Origin of the sequence: Secundilactobacillus collinoides DSM 20515 = JCM 1123 (genome assembly GCF_001435975.1) — a bacterium.
In the GTDB taxonomy this organism is placed as follows: Bacteria; Bacillota; Bacilli; order Lactobacillales; family Lactobacillaceae; genus Secundilactobacillus; species Secundilactobacillus collinoides.
In genome coordinates this window covers 30,547-52,144 of the sequence record NZ_AYYR01000022.1, presented here as the reverse complement: position 1 = coordinate 52,144, position 21,598 = coordinate 30,547, and the positions used below count along the sequence as shown (strand labels likewise).

General features: G+C 45.4%; 20 protein-coding genes and 2 pseudogenes. 12 read left to right on the top strand and 10 right to left on the bottom strand.

Annotation, left to right across the window (positions count from 1 at the left end; all coding sequences use genetic code 11):
• Positions 1–11 precede the first annotated feature (11 nt).
• Positions 12–1,382, top strand: a complete 1,371-nt coding sequence (locus tag FC82_RS05130; protein ID WP_056996397.1) for an amino acid permease — start codon at positions 12–14, stop codon at positions 1,380–1,382.
• Positions 1,383–1,880: 498 nt separating this feature from the next.
• Positions 1,881–3,290 (top strand): sugar porter family MFS transporter, encoded by a 1,410-nt coding sequence (locus FC82_RS05125; RefSeq protein ID WP_056996390.1) that lies wholly within the window; start codon positions 1,881–1,883, stop codon positions 3,288–3,290.
• A gap of 56 nt (positions 3,291–3,346) precedes the next feature.
• Here the strand turns inward: FC82_RS05125 and FC82_RS05120 are convergent, their stop codons facing one another.
• From FC82_RS05120 to FC82_RS05110, 3 genes are all read right to left on the bottom strand, one after another.
• Positions 3,347–3,949, bottom strand: a complete 603-nt coding sequence (locus FC82_RS05120) for a sugar O-acetyltransferase (RefSeq protein WP_054759490.1) — start codon at positions 3,947–3,949, stop codon at positions 3,347–3,349.
• Positions 3,950–4,039: 90 nt separating this feature from the next.
• A complete protein-coding gene (locus tag FC82_RS05115) occupies positions 4,040–5,173 on the bottom strand; it encodes a Gfo/Idh/MocA family protein (protein WP_054759488.1) in 1,134 nt (377 codons plus the stop codon).
• Positions 5,174–5,280: 107 nt separating this feature from the next.
• Entirely contained in the window at positions 5,281–5,697 is a 417-nt protein-coding gene (locus FC82_RS05110) for a hypothetical protein (protein ID WP_054759549.1), read from the bottom strand.
• Positions 5,698–6,110: 413 nt separating this feature from the next.
• Here FC82_RS05110 and FC82_RS05105 point away from each other — a divergent pair, with 413 nt between their 5' ends.
• A complete protein-coding gene (locus FC82_RS05105; protein ID WP_056996389.1) occupies positions 6,111–7,517 on the top strand; it encodes a DHA2 family efflux MFS transporter permease subunit in 1,407 nt (468 codons plus the stop codon).
• Positions 7,518–7,891: 374 nt separating this feature from the next.
• Here the strand turns inward: FC82_RS05105 and FC82_RS05100 are convergent, their stop codons facing one another.
• The 7 genes and pseudogenes from FC82_RS05100 to FC82_RS05070 form a co-directional block, all read right to left on the bottom strand.
• Complete coding sequence (locus FC82_RS05100; protein ID WP_056996388.1) at positions 7,892–8,728, bottom strand: urease accessory protein UreD; 837 nt, start codon at positions 8,726–8,728, stop codon at positions 7,892–7,894.
• A 6-nt stretch (positions 8,729–8,734) separates the two neighbouring features.
• The gene (ureG, locus tag FC82_RS05095) at positions 8,735–9,343 is read right to left on the bottom strand and encodes an urease accessory protein UreG (RefSeq protein ID WP_056996387.1); all 609 of its coding nucleotides are present in this window, start codon (positions 9,341–9,343) and stop codon (positions 8,735–8,737) included.
• 18 nt (positions 9,344–9,361) lie between these two features.
• Positions 9,362–10,051, bottom strand: a complete 690-nt coding sequence (locus FC82_RS05090) for an urease accessory protein UreF (RefSeq protein WP_054759484.1) — start codon at positions 10,049–10,051, stop codon at positions 9,362–9,364.
• Positions 10,041–10,490, bottom strand: a complete 450-nt coding sequence (locus tag FC82_RS05085) for an urease accessory protein UreE (protein ID WP_056996386.1) — start codon at positions 10,488–10,490, stop codon at positions 10,041–10,043. The genes FC82_RS05090 and FC82_RS05085 overlap by 11 nt, the downstream gene beginning before the upstream one ends.
• A 12-nt stretch (positions 10,491–10,502) precedes the next feature.
• Positions 10,503–12,228, bottom strand: a pseudogene (gene ureC / locus FC82_RS05080) (urease subunit alpha).
• A 9-nt stretch (positions 12,229–12,237) separates the two neighbouring features.
• Entirely contained in the window at positions 12,238–12,549 is a 312-nt protein-coding gene (locus tag FC82_RS05075) for an urease subunit beta (RefSeq protein WP_054759482.1), read from the bottom strand.
• A 12-nt stretch (positions 12,550–12,561) separates the two neighbouring features.
• Positions 12,562–12,864 carry an urease subunit gamma gene (locus FC82_RS05070; protein WP_056996396.1) on the bottom strand — a complete coding sequence of 101 codons (303 nt, stop codon included), beginning with the start codon at positions 12,862–12,864 and terminating at the stop codon, positions 12,562–12,564.
• 269 nt (positions 12,865–13,133) lie between these two features.
• Between FC82_RS05070 and urtA the strand changes: the two genes are divergently transcribed.
• From urtA to FC82_RS05030, 9 genes and pseudogenes are all read left to right on the top strand, one after another.
• Entirely contained in the window at positions 13,134–14,375 is a 1,242-nt protein-coding gene (gene urtA, locus FC82_RS05065; RefSeq protein WP_056996385.1) for an urea ABC transporter substrate-binding protein, read from the top strand.
• A 12-nt stretch (positions 14,376–14,387) separates the two neighbouring features.
• Positions 14,388–15,293: an urea ABC transporter permease subunit UrtB gene (urtB, locus tag FC82_RS05060; RefSeq protein WP_054759480.1), complete on the top strand. Its 906-nt coding sequence runs from the start codon at positions 14,388–14,390 to the stop codon at positions 15,291–15,293.
• Positions 15,294–15,329: 36 nt separating this feature from the next.
• Entirely contained in the window at positions 15,330–15,509 is a 180-nt protein-coding gene (locus FC82_RS16700; protein ID WP_065101527.1) for a hypothetical protein, read from the top strand.
• A 12-nt stretch (positions 15,510–15,521) separates the two neighbouring features.
• Positions 15,522–16,475, top strand: a pseudogene (urtC, locus tag FC82_RS05055) (urea ABC transporter permease subunit UrtC); the annotation flags it as partial.
• Positions 16,417–17,226, top strand: coding sequence for an ABC transporter ATP-binding protein (locus tag FC82_RS05050; protein WP_082620205.1), 810 nt, complete (start codon positions 16,417–16,419; stop codon positions 17,224–17,226). The pseudogene urtC and the gene FC82_RS05050, both read left to right, overlap by 59 nt.
• Positions 17,226–17,912 (top strand): urea ABC transporter ATP-binding subunit UrtE, encoded by a 687-nt coding sequence (urtE, locus tag FC82_RS05045; protein WP_054759478.1) that lies wholly within the window; start codon positions 17,226–17,228, stop codon positions 17,910–17,912. The genes FC82_RS05050 and urtE overlap by 1 nt, the downstream gene beginning before the upstream one ends.
• Positions 17,913–17,924: 12 nt before the next feature.
• Positions 17,925–18,881, top strand: a complete 957-nt coding sequence (locus tag FC82_RS05040) for a HoxN/HupN/NixA family nickel/cobalt transporter (protein WP_054759476.1) — start codon at positions 17,925–17,927, stop codon at positions 18,879–18,881.
• A 167-nt stretch (positions 18,882–19,048) separates the two neighbouring features.
• Positions 19,049–19,768, top strand: a complete 720-nt coding sequence (locus tag FC82_RS05035; protein WP_054759474.1) for an SDR family NAD(P)-dependent oxidoreductase — start codon at positions 19,049–19,051, stop codon at positions 19,766–19,768.
• A 355-nt stretch (positions 19,769–20,123) separates the two neighbouring features.
• The gene (locus tag FC82_RS05030; RefSeq protein WP_054759472.1) at positions 20,124–21,416 is read left to right on the top strand and encodes a cation:dicarboxylate symporter family transporter; all 1,293 of its coding nucleotides are present in this window, start codon (positions 20,124–20,126) and stop codon (positions 21,414–21,416) included.
• The last annotated feature ends 182 nt before the right edge of the window (positions 21,417–21,598 follow it).

Here is a 21,598-nt window from a genome sequence, read left to right as displayed (position 1 = left end):
TGGAACGGAAAATGACGTCCCGGCATTTATTTATGATCTCACTGGGTGGGGTGATCGGTACCGGGCTGTTTTTGAGCTCCGGTTACACGATTCATCAAGCTGGCCCCGTTGGCACTATTTTAGCATACGGAATCGGTGCTGTCGTTGTTTATCTTGTGATGTTGTGTTTAGGTGAACTGTCGGTGGCGATGCCAGAAACCGGCTCATTCCACGTTTATGCTGACCGCTACATCGGTCACGGAACCGGGTTTACGGTGGCTATTTTGTACTGGCTGACCTGGACGGTTGCCTTGGGCTCGGAGTTTACGGCCGCTGGCTTGATTATGACAAAGTGGTTTCCCCATTCACCGACGTGGATCTGGAGTGCACTGTTTATGATCGTCATCTTTGTCTCCAACGCAGCCTCAGTAAAATTTTTTGCTAATACGGAATTTTGGTTTTCCAGTATAAAAGTCATCGCGATTATCGTATTCATTATCCTGGGTGCCTGCGCGATGTTTGGCGTCATCCATATGAAGGGTTATCAGCACGCACCGATGTTCAATAACCTGTTCAAGGACGGGCTATTTCCCAACGGCTTCAAAGCGGTGTTTACCACCATGCTGACCGTCAATTTTGCCTTCTCTGGCACCGAACTCATTGGGGTCACGGCGGGCGAAACCAAAAATCCTGAAACGACATTACCGCGTGCCATCCACACTACCTTGGCGCGGCTGATCATTTTCTTTATCGGCAGCATCACGGTCATGGCATCGCTGATTCCTTGGCAAAAAGCGGGTGTCAGTGAAAGTCCGTTCGTGCTGGTATTCAACAGTATCGGCCTGCCATTTGCGGGTGACCTGATGAACTTTGTGGTCCTGACCGCGATTTTGTCGGCAGCAAACTCTGGTTTGTACGCGTCGACACGAATGCTGTGGTCGTTGGCCAATGAGGGCACCATCCCGTTAAAGGTCGCCAAAACAAATCGCCATGGCATCCCAATGCTAGCCCTGTGTCTCAGCATGGTCGGCGGCATTTTAGCTCTGGCTTCAAGCGTGGTCGCCGCCTCCACGGTGTACCTCGTGCTCGTTTCTATTTCCGGATTAGCCGTGGTCATTGTCTGGATGGCCATTGCCCTGTCGGAGATCAATTTCCGTAAGCAGTGGCTAAAGGACGGTCATACCGTTTCCGAGTTGAAGTTTAAAACGCCTTGGTATCCGGTTATTCCCTGGGCTGCCTTTATTATGAGCTTACTGTCATGCGTCCTGATTGTGTTTGATCCGACTCAACGGCCAGCCCTGTTCTATATGATTCCGTTTATTGCCCTGTGCTACGCCGTTTTCTATGGGAAGCGGGCGTGGGACAAGCGGCGCGGACGAATTGAGAACAAAAATGAAGATTAACGCCACTCAATATAAATCAAATATTTAATTCAATTGTCACATCAATAAGTGTTGATTCTAACGATCCATCATAGAATTAACACTGTTTTTGCGATCATTTTGTCCAGTCAACAACTGTTGAATGTAGCACTTCTTCATTGATTCAACAACTGATTGATACGAAATTGCGCTAAATACAAGACAAAAAACTTCCAAAAAATAATTTATCGAATAACTATTCAATTCTCTTTCTTTTTCACAATCTGTTGTGAAAACGCAATCACTAAGTATTTGGCAATGTATCCGCTTGCAAAACAATATTTTTGCAATAATAGTTCAGTGATAGCGATACCATTTTTATCTCATAAATAAAACGCTCCCTTGATTTATACGTATGAATATTGTAGAGTACTGTATACGCTGTTAATGATTTAAAACCTAAATCGTAGCAATTCATTTTTTTAATCATCGTTGGTAGCGCTCACAATATAATGAAAACGTTTTTTAGGAGGCTTTATTTTGACTCAGGGAAAGAGAATTCCGAGTTGGTTCGTGTACTTTTTTGGATCATTCGGTGGTATTTTATTTGGGTACGATATTGGCGTCATGACTGGTGCGTTGCCATTTTTGGAAACGGATTGGCATCTGACTAACGCAACGGTTACCGGACTGATCACTTCTGCAGTCATGTTTGGTGCCATCTTCGGTGGCGCGCTTGCAGGTCAGTTATCAGACCGATTAGGCCGTCGGAAGTTAATACTCTACTCAGCAATCATCTTCGCTGCCGGTTCACTATTATCCGCTGCAGCACCGAATGACGGCTCAATTTTCTTGATTATTGTCCGCATTTTTCTTGGTTTAGGCGTTGGTGCTGCCTCTGCGCTAGTCCCCGCCTACATGTCAGAAATGGCACCGGCTCATCTGCGGGGGCGTTTATCCGGCTTGAACCAGACAATGATCGTTTCAGGGATGCTGCTGTCTTACATCATGGATTACGTCCTAAAAGGCTTGCCAAACCAAATGGCATGGCGCGTCATGTTAGGGTTAGCCGCCGTGCCCGCAGTCATCCTCTTCTTAGGGGTTTTACGGCTGCCTGAATCTCCCCGGTTTTTGATTAAAACCGGCCATCCTGACCAAGCGAGACAAGTCCTTTCAAGTCTTCGAAGCGGGCAGAATGTTGATGCTGAAATGGATACCATTCAATCCACTGCCAAACAAGAAGCATCCGCTACAAAGTCGACTTCAATGAGTACATTGATCAGTAAAAAGTACCGCTACCTCGTCATTGCGGGTGTCGGCATTGCCGCCTTTCAGCAATTTCAAGGTGCAAACGCTATCTTCTACTACATCCCACTGATCGTTGAAAAAGCAACCGGCACTTCAGCTAGTTCAGCATTGATGTGGCCAATCATTCAGGGAGTCATTTTATTCATTGGCTCCCTCGTCTTCTTGGTCATCGCTGATAAGATCAACCGGCGCACACTGCTGATCATCGGTGGGATTACAATGGGCTTCTCATTCATCTTACCAGCCATTGTCAACTGGTTGCTGCCGAACACAAACCCAATGCTAATTGTCGTCTTCCTCTGCATCTACGTTGCTGGCTACTCTTGCACATGGGCACCACTCACCTGGGTCATTACCGGTGAAATGTTCCCGTTGGCCATTCGTGGTCGTGCATCCGGCGTGGCCTCTTCATTCAACTGGATCGGTTCATGGGCAGTCGGTTTGCTCTTCCCGATCATGACCGCTTCCATGTCACAACAAGCCGTCTTCGCCATTTTCGGAGTTATCTGCCTGTTAGGCGTTCTGTTTGTTCGTTTCCGGGTACCCGAAACACGTGGGCATACTTTGGAAGAAATCGAAGCACAAGGAACGAATCATGAATCTCAATCAGCTTTGGAAAGTGTTAATGACGAATCAAAGTAAATCTGAATTCTAAAAAAGGACGTGTTGACAGTTCAAAGCTGCCGACACACCCTTTTTTAATTTGCAGAATAATCCCGACCATTAAATCCGGTCCGATCTTCAACGGTTATTTTCCGTAAAATCTGGCATGGGTTCCCGGCAGCAATCACACCGCTTGGAATATCATGAGTGACAACACTCCCCGCACCAATGATTGTGTTGCGGCCAATCGTCACACCTGGCAGGACTGTCACATTGGCAGCAAGCCATACATCATCACCAACGCTGATGGGTTTGGCAATACAACCACCCGTCCGACGCTCAATTGGGTCAAAAAGATGGTTACTGGTGTAAAGGCCTACTTTTGGACCGAATAGTACGTGATTGCCAATGCTGATGGGTGCACCATCGAGCATCACACAATCGTAGTTCGCGTAAAAATGGTCTCCGATGCTGATATTGCGACCAAATTCGCAACGGAAATTTGGCGCCACTATTGGATCAGCACCCGCAGACCCGACAAATTTTGAAAACAAAGTTGCCCGTTCTTGCGTGGTCGCAGCATTGTTAAGTTGTTGTGTTGTTTGCGTTGCCGTTTCTCTTAAGTCAACAAGTGTTGTATCCAAATCATCATACGGTTGACCGGTTGCCATGTAATCAAATTTTTCGTTTAAGTTCATCAGGCAAATACCCCCAAAATTTAAAGTCGAGTGGCGAATCCTTTGTGTCATAGTTCTAAAGAAACGTTATCTACTCGTCACAGCCATGCCTTAAACCAGCGCGCTTTCCTCAGTCGGCCCCCAGAAGCCATTGTCAATGAAGCCTTCTGGTAGTAGTTCAGGCTGATTAAACGTTGATTTAAGCGCATATGTGTTCCCTGTCTGAACACTTTTGTACATTCCATGAATCAGTTCAAAAACATGGTAGGCCATTTCCATGCTTGCCCGCTGTGGCCGGTTTTTGATAATCGACCAAGCCATCTCGGCAGCGCCAACACCGCGTGAATTTTGCTGAAATCCGTGCGTAAATGGAAATTGTGTTGCTTCTGACATTGGCTTTTCCAAGTAGACTGGTGACCCGAATTCGTTGGGATCACCCAGAGTTAGAATCCCGTCACTACCATAAATTTCCAGATGTTTACGCTCGTTAATGATGGATTCGGAATTAAAATGAACCGTGCACAACACTCCGTTGGCGTACTCGATAATGGCGGTCAAAATGTTGTCATCTTCTACCTGAACTGTTTTCCCAAACCACGGCTTATCGACCCGAGGGCTTACGCGGTCGGCGCGATAACGTTTACCAAAAGCGCTGACCCGCGTGGCTGGGCCTAACAGGCTCGCTAATGCTTGAAGATAATAACAACCAGTATCAAATGGCATGGTGCCGCCTTTTTGGTTTAAGTGTGGGAAAATATCGCCAAAAATATTAAAATTACGCTCAAGGGAGACCACTACTGACTGGGGCGTACCAATTAAATGATTTTTGAGGATGTACCCAGCCGTCTGAATACTGCCGCCTAAAAAAGTATCAGGGGCAACCCCTAACCGAACATGGTGTTCAGTAGCGAGATTACACAGCGCCTGACCGTCTGCCAAATCAACGGCAATCATTTTTTCAGAAAAAACATGTTTGCCATGTTCGAGCGCTGCCTTGATGACTTCATAGTGCGACTTAGGATTTGTCAGATTAATGATCATTTGAATCGTTGAATCAGCCAAAATATCATCAAACGACATTGGTTTAATGTGATACTTTTCTGCTTTTTCTGTCATTTTATTTTGATTATGGTCGTTACATGCGACCACTTTAACGGCCTTGAATTTTTGAGTTAAATTGGTCAGGTAGATATCGCTGATAGAACCGCAGCCGATAACAGCCGCCTGAATAGGGGTAATCGTCATGATGTTTTCTCCTTTGATATAGGTTAGAAATATGACTCATTGCTATTAGCTTACTGCAAACCAAGGATAACAACTAGATATTTTATTGAATAGGATGCAACGAATCCCTATTCTTTGACATACGCATGATGAATCGGCTTTTTAAATAGATCCGCATATGATCTCATTGCGCCATAATCACGGAGAACACGGTATTTTTTACCGGCAATAGTGCGATAGGTAAGGCGCCAACCACGATCCGTTTGGTACCCATACCGTGCTAGTGCATTAAACGTATACGCTTTTGTCCCGCGAATTCTGGCGACAGCTAATTTCCGATAGCCCGACCAACTACTCTTAAACATCGTAGTGTGATGGCCCTTAAAAGTTTGCGTAACAGAATATTTGTTAATGTAAGTCTTCGTGTACTGGCCATCTACATAAGCATACCAAGTTCCTCGATAGCGCTTCGGTGTGTAGTTATGAATTTGTCCAACGTTATAATAGGACGCCTCGACAGTTTGCGGTGCAAAAAGTAATCCCACCCCAATTACGGTGCTTGTTATAAGTGCAATCTTTACTTGATATGTTTTCATTCAAAACAACCCCATTATAAAATAATTGGCCAGCATTCTAGGCAAAATACTGGTCCTATCCAATTGTACACTGAATGTTGTCACCATAGGAGGCTAATTCGAACCCCAAAAATAGTGAACGGACTTAACGCATGTTTTGAACGATATTTTCTTGGAAATTTAACCCGTTTTCCCATATAATAAACAGTGTAAGAAAAAACTGAAGCACCAAACCCAATCGTTTTGGACTTGTTTTTCCCACAGAAGATGTGAATTGTAGTTTATTACTCATAAATGAAGATGTCTCCGGTTCTAGTGAAAGTCAAGGTGTTGCCCATCGTTTACGGGCAATGCTGGTGCTTCGAACCTGGAGGCTTTTTAGTATGCAAAAAACGGCAGCGGTTTCGACCAAAACCAAATTATCGATTATCGGCACAGCGGGACTCGCGTTTTGTGGGGTTTTAGTAGAAACGTCGCTCAACGTGACGTTTCCAACGTTAATGAAACAGTTTCACCAGTCGCTCAACAACGTTCAGTGGGTGACAACCGCCTATCTGCTGGCTGTGGCCGCAACGATGACGGTGACGGCCTTTGCGCAACGCCGCTTTAAAGCACGTAACCTTTTGCTGACGGCAGGGATTTTATTTGTAATCGGCGTCTGCATCTGCGGCTCGGCATCATCACTAACCGCGCTTTTGATTGGACGCATCATCCAAGGCTTCAGTACAGGGCTTGCCATGCCAATGTTGTTTGCCATCATCATGCAACAGGTACCGCTTAATCTGCAAGGCCGCTACATGGGGACTGGCGGAATGGCGATCGCTCTGGCGCCCTCGTTGGGACCGACCTATGGTGGCATTGTGACACAGGCTTTGGGGTGGCAGCTGATTTTCTGGATCATATTACCACTTGGTATCCTCAGTTGCCTCTTAGCTGTGGTGACAGTCGAACAGGCACATCCAACCCAGCAAGTTGGTTTCCCATTGGGTCAATTTTTACTGGTCCTATTCGGATTAATTGGCTTAACCCTTGGCGTAAACAACGCCGGCAGCGTCGGGTTAACATCGCCAGCATGTTATGGGTATCTAGTATTAGGCATCGTTTGCTTAGCAGTGTTTGCTTGGTTGGCTAGCCGTGCACCGCATCCGCTGATTGACGTGCACATTTTCAAATCCGGACTATTCACCAGAGCGTTACTGATTTATTTTGCGATTCAGTTCGTGCAAATTGGGTTTACATTTATTATCCCTAATTTTGCCCAGTTGGCGCTTCATCAAAACACAACGGTGGCGGGACTGCTATTACTGACGGGAAGCCTGCTGTCAGCGGTTGTGCAGCCGTTTACTGGTAAGTTATTGGATAACACGTCAGCCAAACTGCCCTTCAGCATCGGCAGCGTTTTTCTCCTACTTGGGACGGGGCTCATGTTTGGGTTCGCCACCCACTTGACCGTTTGGATGCTGGTGGTGTTCTACGCCATTTACATGTTCGGCTTTAGTTTCATCTTCAACACCTCGATGACCTTTGGCTTACAACAATTGGCTGGCCCGAAAATTGCGGACGGCAACGCAACGTTTAACACGTTACAGCAATACGCCGGATCATTAGGGACCGCAATTGCGTCGACCATTTTAGCTATGACAACCACCAACCACCCGCATTTGGGTACAGTGGCACAAACGACCATGGGGAGCCGAGAGGTCTTTGGCTTCTTTCTGGTTGTCTGTGTTTTGGTAACGGGCATCGTGGTGTCATTGCCGAAACTAAAAAACCAATCCTCTCGACAATAGCTTGATCAAAAGAAATCATCCGTCAGTAAATAACATCAAAATTGGACCGCCTCTGAGTCTGATTAATTTAGTCAAAACATGTAACAGACGGCTACTGTGTACCGTTTCAGGCACTCCGGGCAAAAATCAATTCAGTCTATTAGTCTGGGGGTCTGGTTTTTGGGGGGCAATACCCTTAATCCCACGCTCCTGCCTACGATTAGTCAAACATTTGAATGTCAAAAATCTGTTTAGGCACCCGAGTAGGTACACGCGAAACAAGCACCACAAACTAAAGACTGGAGCAGAAACGGACTCTGCCACAAAATCCCAACATGGATTTTAGGTAATAGTCCATTTCTGCTCCAATTTTTTAATCAGTTTGTTGTACGCACTTAATACTTTTGGAATAACTCGTTGTCCCGTTTAAGAATCTGACGTCGAAAGAAATACTGGCATGCATCAGCAACTGCCTTAACTTCTTGGGTATGTTCGCCCAAAATTCGGATTGCCAGTCCAGGTATCGCTAATTGTGAAACACCTACTGCCGTCTCTGGAAAGCGTTCGCTGAGCAGCTGCGCCAAAGTTTCTTCCGTTTCGGTCTTAATACGTGGGTCAATCAGGTACACGCCAGCATAGTGAGTGTGCGTTTCGAGCATGCCCATCGACTGAACTGCTAATTCGGCTGGATTCAACACCAGGTTGTCAATGACGCGAATGTGTCCGTTTATTGAAATCTGTGTTTTAAGTGTCACCGAGTTGTATTGAAATCCTTTGCCATCTCTGGACCACCCGGGAGTTACCATATCAGTAATAAACAGCGAACTGCTCGGCGTCAGATCGATTGTTTGTTCCTGAAAATAAGTTGCATTTTCAAACGCAATCACTGGATCAGCCGTGAATTCTAAAATTCCATTTTCACCCACAGTTAGCTTGTTTACCTGCCGGACGCAATCATCAGGTGTCTTATAAATCTTTGTGGCTGACTGTGCGGTCAAGTAAAGGTCCGCATTCGCACCGACAGTAACTTCCAAGTGGTATCGATCACCATCAAGGTATCCACCGCCAGGGTTAAGAAGGCAGTACATCACTTGCCCAGTACTGTCCAAATATTGCGGTCGCATCAACTTAAAAGCGCCTTGAAAAAAAACATTGTCAGGCACTGTTTGGTGGTCGCGACGCACAACTGACAACTTTAACGTTCCAGTTGTTTTAGGTGTCGATTTTATCATTGGCAATTACACCTCGAGAAAAGCGGCCTTTTTGATCCAATCTAAAACGACATCCAAGCCTTCACCCGTTTTGAGGTTAGTAAAAGCCGTTGGCTTGACACTCCCACGGAACTTCTTTGTGTCAGATAACATCACGTCAAGGTTGGCACCAACATACGGTGCGAGGTCGGTTTTATTAATGATGAAGAAATCACTCTTGATCATACCTTGACCACCCTTGCGCGGAATTTTTTCACCTTGAGCAACATCGATGATGTAAATCGACAAATCAACCAATTCGGGGCTAAAAGTGGCAGCTAAATTATCACCACCGCTTTCAACAAAAACGAGTTGCAGGTCGGGAAACTTCTCTTTGTAGTCATCGATTGCAGCTGCGTTCATGGAAATATCCTCTCGAATAGCAGTATGTGGACAGCCACCGGTTTCGATGCCGATAATACGATCATCAGGCAATACACCAGTGCTCTTGAGGTAGCGTTCATCTTCCTTTGTGTAGATATCATTCGTCACGACGGCCATGCTGACTTCATCAGCCATTTGTTCAGCAATGCGTTGCAGCAGCGTTTTACCAGAACCAACCGGGCCGCCAATACCAATTTTAATTGTATCTGTCATAGAATTGCTTCCCTTCAATTAAGACATAAAACTACGTGAATATAAGAAATGGTGCTTCATCTGAGCAATTTCTAAACCGGGCGAAGTACGGCCAAAATCGGTCGCATTCAAACTCAGTGTTGTGGCCATTGCGTCGCTAATTGTCCCGTGCAGACTCAAAATTAACTTTTGCCCGCTGGTCTGTCCGATAGGAATTCCACGAACGGCATTTTGAACAAGATTATATAGTGACATGTAGTAGTAGTTTCGCAGCATGTCCGCCACCGAAAAATCGAGAGCTTTGCAGGTCAGGCCAAACACAATGGCCGGATGCGGCAGTATCGTTTTATCCTGGACAAGGGATCGATACGTCTGTAAACCCGCGTCAGGCACTAACTGGCAGACAAGTTTCAAGAACTGCTTGCCCATTTGACTGTTCCCGTAACGAATCTCTTCCGGAACAATTTGCGCGTATAGGGCATCCGACCAGCTGATCAATGTAGATTCAAACTTCTCTTCTGGCGCCTCGTAAATCAAACGGCTGGCCAACCCTTCGCAATAAACAAGCTGCTGATTCAGGTAGACCTTGAGCCATTTGCCAAAGTCTGCTGCCGTTTTAATTTTGTCATTATTCACATCATATTCGAATCCAAACGACTGACTAAAAGCCCCGGTTGGAAACTGTGTGTCACAAAGCTGGTGTAAGAACAGTTGCCGATCAATAGTCATGATGATGACCAACGTGCAGGAATGGTTTGCTCAACTTAAGTGCCGTGTGTTTGTATAGCAAGTGCCGGTTTTGCAACAATTGTTCGACCAAGTAGTCATACTGAACGATCATTTCAGTATCCGTAAATTGCGCCGGCAAGTGCCGATTTCCTAGTTCGTGAGCAATAATACCCATGTTTTTAATGGTACCCGGTTCAATAATCAGCACATCTTCGGGTAAAACATCAACCACAATGGTGCGCTGGTCGTCTTGATACAACACATCGCCGACATGAAGGTGCTGTCCCTCCGGTAAGTGCACAGCCACTTCTGTTGCATCCTTCGTTTGCAAATGGTGCAGACGTTTGGCCAGATCTTCATTGGCAACCATGACCGTTTCAACTTTGCCATCATCCGCGGCAGGCAAATCAATATGATCAATTATTTTTTCAACTAACATCGTAACGCTCCTTTAAAAGAGAAAGTATTTTTGGGCTAGTGGCAGTTCCTCGGCAGCTTCACAAGTAACCGGCGTGCCGTCAACAGTTACCACATACGTCTGTGGGTCCACTTCAATATGTGGTGTCAAATCATTAAATTGCATATCCTTTTTAGTTAATTTTCGAATGTTTTTGACTGGTAGCAGGTCCTTTTTCAACCCATACCTGGCTTGAATCCCGTTATCAAGGGCACTTTGAGAAACAAATGACACTGAAGTCCGTTGCAGAGCGCTACCAATCGAGCCGAACATATGGCGGTACCGAACAGGTTCAGGTAACGGAATTGACGCGTTGGCATCACCCATGAGACTCAGTCCAATAATGCCGCCTTTCACGACCTTGTCAGGTTTCACTCCGAAGAAGGCCGGGTCCCATAAAACGAGATCCGCAATTTTACCCACTTCGACGGAACCAACATAATCGCTGATACCATGCGTCCTAGCCGGATTAATCGTGTATTTGGACACATACCGTTTGACTCGGAAATTATCGTTATCGTGGCCCTCGTCTTCTGGAAGAGCGCCCTTTTGCAATTTCATTTTGCTAGCAGTTTGCCAAGTCCGCATAATGACCTCACCGACGCGACCCATCGCTTGAGAATCCGAACTCATCATACTGATAATGCCCATATCCTGCAGAACGTCTTCCGCCGCAATCGTTTCTTCACGAATCCGAGAATCAGCAAAGGCAACATCTTCCGGCACTGCTGGATTCAGATGGTGGGTCGCCATCAGCATATCCAAATGTTCGTCCAGTGTATCCGCGGTAAACGGCATGGTCGGACTTGTTGATGAAGGCAAAATGTTTGGCTCGCCTGCAACTCGAATGATATCGGGTGCATGACCGCCACCAGCACCTTCAGTATGGTAGGTATGAATGGTCCGGCCACCGATTGCATCGATGGTATGCTCAACGAAACCACCCTCATTAAGGGTATCGGTATGCAAGGCCACTTGGACATCGTACTCATCGGCAACCTTTAACGCGTTATCGATAGCAGTATAGGTGGCACCCCAGTCTTCGTGGACTTTTAAGCCAATTGCCCCGGCCTCAATTTGTTCGGCCATAGTCGCAAGGTTTGCGCCCTGCCCCTTGCCAAGAAAGCCAAGATTCATTGGCAATCCTTCAGCGGCCTGCAACATCCGCTCAATATTCCACGCGCCTGGTGTATCAGTCGTTGCGTTAGTCCCTTCTGCGGGTCCAGTTCCACCACCAAGCATGGTGGTCACGCCGCTCTCGGCTGCGGTTCTAATCTGTGCCGGTGTAATAAAGTGCACATGACTGTCAATACCCCCAGCAGTAACGATTTTCCCTTCCGCCGAAATGATTTCAGTGGAGATACCGATTGGAAAAGTGACTCCCGCCATCACAAGGTCATTACCAGCCTTGCCGATGGCGAAAATTTTACCATCCCGTACACCGATATCCCCGTACACCGATATCGGCCTTATAAATACCGGTACTATCAAGAATCAAGGCATTGGTTAGCACCAGATCCGGGACGCCTTCGTCTCGAGTCAGCAAGGGATTCATTCCCATGCCTTCACGAATGACCTTGCCACCGCCAAATACGGCTTCGTCACCGTAACTGGTGTAGTCTTTTTCCACTTCAATAATGAGCGATGTATCAGCAAGACGCACGCGGTCACCAGTGGTTGGCCCGTACAGGCTCGCGTATTTGTTATGCGAAATTTTCATATCTAAGCCTCACTTATCCAGCTTTCCGTTAGTTTTCCCATTCATGCCGTACACTTCACGCTTGCCGCTAATAGCAACGAGTTCGACTGTCTTTTCGTCTTGCGGCTCGAACCGGACGGCCATGCCAGCCGGGACGTTTAGGTGATACCCAAACGCCTTTTGCCGATCAAACTTGAGTGCTGCGTTCACCTCGTAAAAATGGTAGTGGGAACCGATTTGGACGGGACGATCGCCCGTATTAACTACGGCCAGTTGAATCGTTTTTCTGCCCTTATTCAGTTCGATATCCCCTGATGCGGGCAATACTTCACCAATCTTCATATATTGTTCCTCCTAGTGGATTGGGTTGTGAATCGTCACCAATTTTGTGCCATCCACAAATGTCCCTTCGACTTGGATCACAGGTATCATGTCTGCGACACCGTCCATCACGTCGTTTACCGTTAAAATTTCCGTACCAAACTGCATCACCTCAGCAACGGATTTGCCATCCCGGATCTTTTCAAGAACTTCATACGTAATGTACGCAATTGATTCTGGGTAATTCAGTTTTAATCCTCGATCTCGTCTGCGGTGCGCGAGGTCACTTGCTACGACCACCGTTAATTTTTCGATTTCTTTAGTGGTAAGATTCATTGGCAAATTTGTCACCTTCTCTAATTCATTTTTAATAATGTGATATTTAAGTTATATAACATCACATGGTCAATTTCAAGTTGTGTTTCGTTAATATTTTGACATGAGTAAGGATTATTTAACCGTTTTATAGGAAATATCCGAAGCTTAATGTGAGGTAAGTTTAATAATTTTCGGAATTTACTGGAAAAATATCGGCAGCTATGTTATAAAAGGTGACAAGTATTATTAAAATCAGATTAAAATATCATACTTTGGAAGTGGTGTATGTGAGGAAAAGGTACAAAATTTTATTAAATTCGCTCGTTGTTTTATCTTTAGGGCTGCTATCGGGTTGCAGCAATGCCGTTTCGGAAGTGTTACACCCGCAGAGTACCGCCACGGCTAGCAGTGGCAAGACAATCAAAGTTGGTATCTTGCATTCGTTAAGCGGTACCATGGCTAACAGTGAAATTCCGGTCGAAAAAGCTGAACTTCTGGCTATCAAGCAGATCAACAAAAAGGGTGGTGTATTGGGCAAAAAAATCGTTCCGGTCATTGAGGATGGTGCTTCTGACAACGCCACGTTTGCTGAAAAAGCTGACCAACTCGTGAATGAATATCACGTGGCTACCGTCTTCGGGTGTTGGACATCCGCAAGTCGTAAAGCAGTATTACCCATTTTTGAAAACTCAAATAACTTGCTGTGGTATCCGCTGCAATATGAAGGTATGGAATCGTCGCCAAACATTATGTACATGGGCGCGGCGCCTAACCAACAAATTGTCCCAGCCGTCAATTATATGCATAAGAAGTTTGGCAACAAGGTGTTCTTGGTCGGCTCCGATTACGTCTTTCCCAGAACGGCCAACGCAATCATCGACCGACAGGCCAAACATTTGGGTATGACAGTGGTTGGTGAAAAATATGTCTCGATGGGCAGTACCGATTTTTCCACCATCGTCACCGAAATCAAAAAAGCCAAACCAGATTTCATAGTGAACACACTGAACGGCGGGTCAAACGATGCGTTCTTCAAACAATTGGAAGAAGCCGGTATTTCATCTAAAGATATCCCCGTAATCTCAGCCTCAGTTGCGGAACAGGAAGTCAAGGGTATCGGGAGTGCATACACAACAGGTGAATACACGTCATGGAACTATTATGGCACCCAGAAAAACAAGCAGAACAAAGCCTTTATCAAGGCCTTTAAGGCAGCCTATGGTCAGAGCAGCGTCACAGATGATCCAATCGAAGCTGGCTATGATGCCGTTCATCTCTGGGCAAAAGCTGTTGAGAAAGCCGGCACAACTGATGTTGACAAAGTCAAAAAGGCTGCAGCCGGTCTGTCATACAATGCGCCCGAAGGTAAGGTCACTATTGATGGTAAGAATCAGCATCTGTATAAAACTGTCCGGATTGGGAAAATTGCCAGTGATGGCAGTATCAACACAGTTTGGAAATCGAAGAAACAAGTCAAACCAGATCCATATCTGAAAGGATACGCTTGGGCCAAGGGTCTTGCTAAATAAGGAGGAAACCATATGGGAACAATCATTATGCAACTATTTAACGGTGTGAGTGTGGCATCTATTTTAATGCTGGCTGCAATTGGATTAACCATCACGTTTGGCTTGATGGGCATCATCAATATGGCCCACGGCGAATTTATCATGATTGGCGCGTACACCACCTATGTCATTCAAAATTTATTTCAAACTTACTTGCCTCATTTTTTTAGCAGTTATGTATTTGTTGCATTGATTGCATCATTTGTTGTCGCCGCGTTGTTGGGTTACCTCATGGAACGCACGATTATTCGTTTCCTTTACGACCGGCCGGAAGACAGTCTTTTAGTGACGTGGGGTATCAGTCTTGTATTACAACAGCTGGCACAAAACATCTTCGGTGCCCCGGACGTGAGCGTCACCACGCCAAAATACTTGCAGGGCAGTATCCAAGTAACGAAAACCGTTTCCTTTGCAACTGACCGCGTTGTTATTCTAATCATTGCACTCGCAGCCATTTCTGCCGTAGCTTACATGCTATTCAAAACGCGGTTTGGGCGCAATATTACGGCGACAATGCAAAACCGGAAAATGGCGGCTTCAATGGGTATTAATACGAAAAGAATCGATTCAATGACTTTCGCACTCGGTACTGGTTTGGCTGGCTTAGCCGGCTGCACGATTACTTGGATCGGGTCAATTGATCCAAGCATTGGTCAAGATTATATTGTTAATGCCTTTATCACAGTGGTCGTTGGTGGTGCTGGGACCTTACTCGGGACACTATTTGGCTCCGCCTTTATGGGCGTTGGCGATACGTCGCTCGAATTTTTAACGAACCCAACAATTGGGCAAGCGCTTATCCTCATCTTGGTTATCGTAGTTTTGCAGTTCAAACCAAAGGGAATGTTTAGTTCAAAATCACGTAAGTTGAATGACTAATTCAAAATTGTTCAGCAGTATGAAACGAGGCTTTCTATGATTGATAAAAAATTTTCAAAACGAGGCGCCATCATTTTATTCGCGTTTCTGGCCATTTTCCCGTTCGCATTCTCGTTATTTCAAGTCGGTTTGTTTACAAAATTTATGTCCTTTGCGTTAGTCGCTATCGCGTTGGACCTGTTGTGGGGCTACACCGGGATCCTCAGTCTTGGCTAGGGTGTCTACTTTGGGTTAGGGGCATACTGTATGGCGATGTATCTTAAATTACATGCCAGTGGTGCATCACTTCCAGATTTTATGACGGCAGCTGGGAGCAATCTAAAATCACTCCCCCTGATTTGGCTACCATTCAAAAATCCCATTATTGCACTGCTGCTTGTTGTTCTGGTGCCAGTAGTCGTGTCCATCGTGATTGGTGCCCTGACGTTCATCAATCGTATCCGCGGCGTCTATTTCTCAATTCTGTCTGAAGCACTGGCAGTAATTTTTTCCGTCATCCTAGTTGGCAGCCAGTCATACACCGGTGGGTCAAACGGTCTGACTGGGTTTAAGAATTTCATGGGCGTTGACCTGTATCAACCAGCCGGTAAACTCACACTGTTCTACGTTGCACTTATCGTGTTAACTCTCGCCTATGTCATTTCTTACCAAATGATTAACCATAAAATAGGACGGATCTTAGTTGCAATTCGGGATAGCGAAAATCGGTTGCGGTTCACGGGATATAATACGTCAATCTACAAAATATTCATCTATGCGTTTGCCGCTGCACTATCCGGTATTGCTGGTGCTCTGTACGTTTGCCAGGTCGGCATCATCACACCAACAGACGTCAATGTCATGTTTTCAATTGAAATGATTATTTGGGTAGCGATAGGCGGTCGGGCAACGCTGCTTGGTCCAGTTATTGGTGCCTTGGTCGTGAATGAATTTAAAACGATCATCAGCAACTATTTTCCATCATTGTGGTACTACTTTATCGGTGGATTGTTCATCTTAGTGATTTTATTGTTTCCAAGCGGGTTTAGCGGTTTGAAGGATCTACCGCATTACTTGCGCACCAGAAAAACGTTGCGTCAATTAGGATCCGCATCAGATACCAGCAGTCAGGAGGTCGTTTCGAATGAGCCAAACACTATCGCCAAACCAAGCCAAAACTTCTCCAAAGACATTGAAAAATAAGCCGCTTCTTGAAATTAGTCATGTCAGTATTACATTTGACGGCTTTCACGCCATTAGCGATGTTTCAACAACTGTTCAACCAAACGAAATACGGTTCTTCATCGGTCCGAATGGAGCCGGTAAAACCACAATCCTTGATGCAATTTGTGGTAAAAATAAAATATCAAGCGGCAGCATCACCTTTAATCCTGATCAGCACCATTACCGGTTAGACAAACTTGTGGACTACAAAATATTTCGGGATGGTGTTTCCAGAAAATTCCAAACACCTAGTCTTTTCCCAGGACTAACCATCTACGACAACCTCGTACTTGCCGTCACGCGAAATCGATCGGTTTTTAATGCGCTTTATGCGAAGTTGTCGGGAGAACAGCGTGACACCATTGATGAAATACTTGATTTTATCGGTCTCCAGGACGTGCGAAACGAACTCCCCTTTGTTCTCTCACATGGGCAAAAACAGTGGTTGGAAATCGGTCTGCTGATGGTGTCGCGGCCAAAGCTCATTTTATTAGACGAACCCTGTGCAGGCATGGGCCGAAAAGAAACTGATAAAACCGAGGTCTTATTGCACCAGCTCAAGCAGCGTTGTGCTGTTATCTGTGTCGAACATGATATGGCCTTTTGCGAACATGTGTCGGATTCGGTTACTGTTTTTCACGAAGGCCGTATTATTGATGAAGGTTCATTTCAAAAAGTGCAAAGCAACCCAGAAGTCATCAGCGTCTATCTAGGAAGAAGTGAAGAATAATGTTAACGATTGAAGATTTGTCAGCTGGTTATGGTGAAGGCACGGTTGTTAACAACCTGAATCTCATCGCTAATCAGGGTCAAGTTACCTGTTTGATTGGCCGAAACGGTGCTGGGAAAACGACTACGCTGCGTGGTATCATGGGCTTAATAAAATCATCTGCTGATACACTGAGGTTAGATGAAACCGATCTCTCAAAAATGCCGACCTATAGGCGAGCCCAATCCGGTATCGGTTACGTTCCGCAGGGTCGAGAAATTTTCCCAAATATGACCGTGCGCGATAATCTTAGAATTGGACTGGAAGCCAATGAAAACAGTCAACAGGTGCCGGATTATCTATTTACATTGTTCCCAATCCTAAAGCAGTTTCTTGACCGCAAAGGCGGTGATCTATCTGGTGGGCAACAACAACAATTAGCCATCGCCCGTGCATTAGTAACTGATCCAAAAGTCTTGATTCTTGATGAACCGACAGAGGGTATTCAGCCCTCTGTCATTCAAGAAATAGGTGAGGTCATCACCGAACTCAAATCTAAAATGGCCATCTTAATTGTTGAGCAGTACCTCGAATTCGTGATGCAGATTTCTGATTATTGTTACCTATTAGAAAACGGCAATATTACATTAGAGGGCCTGCGCAATGAAATCGACCTTGAACAGGTCAAACATACCCTTGCACTTTAAGGAAGTGACGTCTTGATTCGTAAACAATCCGTGTTTGGGTACTACCTTGTTATTGTAGGCCTGCATCTCCTTGGATTAAGCCTCATAGTGTTCACCCACTCAACGACACTACTTGGAACGGGACTATTAGCTTATACCCTGGGGTTGCGACACGCTTTTGATGCTGACCACATTAGCGCTATCGATAACACTGTCCGCAAATTAACACAGGAACATCGACGAGCAAAGGCCGTTGGGTTCTACTTTTCGTTAGGACATTCAACAATCGTTTTTGTGATGGCAACCCTCGTCATCTTCTCCGTCAGTTGGTTAAATCAGCATCTCTCAAATTTCCAGTCTTTTGGCAGCGTTTTGGGCACCGGTATTTCGGGGACATTTTTACTGCTTATTGCAGGTATCAACGGCATAATGTTGTTCAAACTCATTCATCAGCCGACTGACAACCACTCAGTTTGGGGACCGATGTTCTCACTTTTTAAATCACGGTTTGCCCTTATCACTCGTGAATGGCAACTTTATCCAGTAGGGCTGCTCTTTGGTTTGGGATTCGATACAGCCAGTGAGATTTCACTGCTTGCAATGACTGCCCAGTCAACACAACAACACCTTTCTTCATTAACATTGATTGCGTTTCCTATCCTTTTTACGGCAGGAATGAATTTAATGGATACTACCGACTCCGTCATGATGTCCAGCGCGTATCGTTGGGCGTTTGGGACGCCGTTGCGAAAACGATATTATAACATCACAGTCACTTTGATTTCCGTGATCATCGCCCTTTTCATTGGTAGTTTTGAATTGCTGAAACTGATTGCGCAAGCGTTCAAGTTTAAAAATGGTGTTTGGCATTTCATTGAAGTGCTGCAGATCAACTGGCTCGGATTCGGTTTAGTTTTCTTGTTAGGCGTAGTCTGGTGCGGTTGTTTTATTTGGCAGAAACTGCATTCACTGACCAATGAATTGAACTGACTAGTGATTCTGTATATGCACAAGCCATTTTAAAAAGATTAATGACACGCACCGTTCCAACTTTAGGAACGATGCGTTTTTATCGACTTTAATAATTAAGCGTTTACAATCGCGTCATATCGGTGCTAAGCTAAAATTGTAAGCAGACTAACAAAGGAGTGATCATGATGAGCGCATTAACTAGTAAAGTTGCTGTTATCACTGGTGGGTCATCGGGTATCGGCCTGGCAACTGCCTGGGCCTTCATTGCTGAAGGCGCGGTTGCCGTGTCCGCAGACGTCAACTCCCCCGAAGATGAGCAGATTGATTTTGTGAAAACGGATGTCACTGACCCGGCTTCATTGAAGCATATGGTTGATACAGTTGTGGCTAAGTATGGCCACATTGACGCTTTAGTTGCAAACGCTGGCGTCGCTGAAGAAAAGGCTGACGTGGCTGACCTAAATGAAGCCAACTGGCAAAAGGTCATCGATATTGACCTGACGGGTGTCGTTTTGACAAACAAATACGTTGTTCAGCAAATGGCCAAACAAGATTCTGGCGGCAGTGTCGTGAATATGTCCTCCATTTTAGGCGTTGTCGGCGGTCCAAAGTCGCAGGCCTATTCAGCTGCTAAAGCAGGAGTGGCCAACTATACGAAGTCACAGGCGGTCACCTACGCCACTCGTGGAATTCGTTTTAACGCCGTTGCCCCTGGTTACGTCAACACCCCGCTGTTGAAGACGCTGCCCAAAGAAACCACCGATGCCATGGTCGGCAAGATGCCGATCGGCCGGTTAGCTGAACCCGAGGAGATTGCAAACGTGATCGTCTTCCTGTCTAGCGTGAAAGCATCGTTTGTGACTGGTGCCGTTGTGAGCGTTGATGGCGGGTATACTGCGCTATAACTATAGATATTAATCGTGTTTTACGGGTCGTTCAGGAATGGACGACCCTTTTTTGTGCAATGTGGGAGAACCGGCAAAATCTTTGACATTATTACTAATTTGATTGATAGTATTTATCTATCACAGTCAGCGACATTTGTTGACATTTTAAAGTAAAAAAGCGGTTCCAATTAGCGTTTCATTTGTCATTTACCATTGGCAGGAGAATCGATATTTCAGCTATCACCCCATCGATTTTATCGTTAACTTAAGCTTGCTTTAAGCTCCCCAGCCTAGTTTAATTGAAGTGGAATTTAATTAGTCTATTTCTATCACCATTTTTTAATCAAAGGTATTCAAATTAAGGAGCTTATCTATGGAAGCAAAAAAAAGCAAGCGATTTAGAATTTCGCTGAGCTGGCAAATTATGATTGGCCTGGTCTTGGGCATCGGCATGGGGATGGTTTTCTATAAGAACACCACCGCCATTACCGCCATGAACAATATCGGGACAATGTTCATCGATTTAATTCAAATGATCATGATTCCAATCGTTATTTCATGTCTAACAGTCGGAATTGCCAGCATGGGAAACATTAAAAAGCTTGGCCGGGTCGGTATTAAGACCCTGATCTACTTCGAAGTCATTACCACCATTGCCATTATCTTAGGCTTGATCATCGCCAACGTCTTCCATCCCGGAACCTTCGTTGACATCAAGTCTTTGACCGCTGGCGACATTAGTTCATACTTGAAGAGTGCTAAAACCTATAACTCGGATGGTGGGGTTTGGGGAACGATTATGAGTATCGTCCCAACTAACATTTTCGCCTCACTTAGTGCCGGTGATATGATGCCAATCATTCTCTTCTGTATCCTCTTTGGTTTAGGAACTGCCAGTCTTGGTGAAAAGGGTCAGATCATTATCGACTTCTTAAACGCCATGTCACAAGTGATGTTCAAAGTCACCAACTGGATCATGAAATTAGCGCCAATTGGTGTTTGTGCCTTAATTGGTGCCACCATCGCGCAAATGGGAATATCGGCGTTGCTGCCACTGGGGTACTTCGTCGGTCTCTGTTACCTCGGGTTCATCATCTTTATCGTTGGTGTTCTGGGCATCACCGCCCGGATCTTCAAGGTCAACTTATTCCACCTGTTAAACTACATCAAGAACGAAATCATTTTGACCTTCTCGACCGCAAGTTCAGAAGCCGTTATGCCGCAACTGATGGAACGTCTTACCGATTACGGTGCAAGCAAGTCCATCGTTTCACTGGTAATCCCAACTGGGTACTCATTTAACTTGGATGGCGCTGCTTTATACGAATCATTGGCCGCCCTATTCTTAGCCCAGGCATACAACATCAACCTTTCCATCACCCAACAAATCACGTTGGTTCTTGTGTTGATGCTGACGTCTAAGGGGACTGCCGGTGTCTCAGGTGCCTGCTTCGTCGTTCTGTTGGCCACCATGTCAACAATTGGTGTTCCAGCTTCAGGCTTGGCCTTCATCGCCGGGATCGACCGGATCGTTGATATGGCTCGGGCCGCTGTTAACATTGCTGGTAACGGACTATCTGCCGTTGTCATTGCCAAATCTGAAGGTGAATTTACACCTAAGGATGATAAGGCTTTGGTTGGCGGATCGGTGGTTACTGGTCGGTAAACACTTTTTAAAAACAACAAAACCGTATTCGGGATCAGCCGAATACGGTTTTTTATTATTTAGGTTTAAATTTATTATCTTTATCAAGTATCCTTTAAACAACTTATATTTCTCTTCATACAGACAATTACCGAGCGACTTTAGACCCCTTATTGGTGTCGGAATACACAGCTACTTTCTCA